The organism is Streptomyces niveiscabiei (assembly GCF_001419795.1).
GTDB lineage: Bacteria > Actinomycetota > Actinomycetes > Streptomycetales > Streptomycetaceae > Streptomyces > Streptomyces niveiscabiei.
Window position 1 is genome coordinate 1 of sequence record NZ_LIRL01001256.1, and the last position, 1,543, is coordinate 1,543.

Genomic DNA, 1,543 nt, shown 5'->3' on the forward strand with positions numbered 1-1,543 from the left:
AGATGTGTATATGAGCCATCCCGAGGACACCCCCGAACCCGCCCCGTACGACGTCCTCGCCGAGTACGACGGCCACGGCACGCCGCTCGACGCGGGACTCGGCTACCCGTCCTCCGGGCGGGCCTGGATCAGCCGCCCCGACGGCGCCCGCGCGGACGTCCTGTGGTGGGCGTACCCGCTGTACGGCTCCGGCGCCGAACGGCTCCTGGTGCTCGCCGCCGACGCGGCCGGACTGCGCGAGGAGGCAGCCCCTGAGGACGGCGAGAACGGCGACGACGGCGGCGTGAGCGTCGAGCGGATCTCCCCGGCGTTCGCCCGCCACACCGAGTTCCCCGGCGCCGACGACCTCGCGCGCCGGCTCCCCGAGATCCTGCCCAGCATGAGCGTCGGCGAGGGCGCCCGCATCGTCGCCCAGGTCCTCGAACTCGGCTACCCCATCCTGGAGTTCAGCCAGAACGAGAAGGTCCCCGTCACCCCCGACTGGGGCGTCTCCCGGCGCGCCGAGCGCAAGGTCCGCCGCGAACGCGCCGCCCGCGCGCTCGCGCAGGGCCTGCCGGTGCCGGCCGAACTCGCCGACGACGGCGAGGACGGCGAGGACCTGGAGTACGTCGCCGTACGCGAGCGCCTGGAGTTCCTCAACGAGGTCAGCGGGAAGATCGGTACGTCGCTGGACCTCGCGCGCACGATCGTCGAGGTCAGCCGGGCCGTCGTCCCGCGCTTCACCGACGTCGCCGGGACCTATCTGCGCGAACAGGTCGTCGCCGGCGAGGAGTTCGACGAAGGGGTGCCCGACACACGCACGATGTGGCACCGCGTCGCCCTCGAACACACCGACGAACCCGGGCGCTGGGACGACGTCGTCCCCGTCGGCGAGGCGATGCCGTTCCCCGCGCACACGCCGTTCTTCCAGTGCATGACCACCGGCGAACCCGTGCTCGTGCCGCGCATCGATGAGCAGATGGGGCACGCGATCGCCTCGCAGTTCGACAAGCGCGACATCCGGCCCCTCATCACCGGCCGGTCGATGCTCGTCGTGCCGCTCAAGGCGCGCAACGTCGTCCTCGGGTTCATGATCCTGCTGCGGCACCCCGAGCGCACCGAGTTCAACGACATGGACCGCGTCACCGGCGCCGAACTCGCCGCCCGCGCGGGGCTCGTGCTCGACAACGCGCGCATGTACACGTTCCAGGAGGCCGTCGCCGAGACCCTCCAGGACAGCATGCTGCCGCACATCCCCGCGCGCATGGCCGGCTGCGACATCGCCACCCGCTACCTGCCGGGCACCCAGCTGGGCCGCATCGGCGGCGACTGGTTCGACGCGGTCAAACTGCCCGGCGCGCGTACCGCGTTCGTCGTCGGCGACGTCATGGGCCACGGGCTCAACTCCGCCGCGAAGATGGGCCAGTTGCGGACCGCGATCCAGACCATGGCCGGCCTCGACCTGCCGCCCGCGCAACTGCTGCGCAACTTCGACGACCTCGCGCAGCGGCTCGGCGGCGACTACCTCGCGACCTGCCTGTACGCCGTGTACGACCCCATCGCG

The 1,543-nt window shown here is 72.0% G+C and carries 1 protein-coding gene; it reads left to right on the plus strand.

Features of this window, described 5'->3' with window-relative positions; translation table 11 throughout:
* Positions 1-10: 10 nt before the first annotated feature.
* Positions 11-1,543: PP2C family protein-serine/threonine phosphatase (locus AOK24_RS42825; RefSeq protein WP_276206897.1), on the plus strand; the 1,533-nt coding region annotated here is incomplete at its 3' end.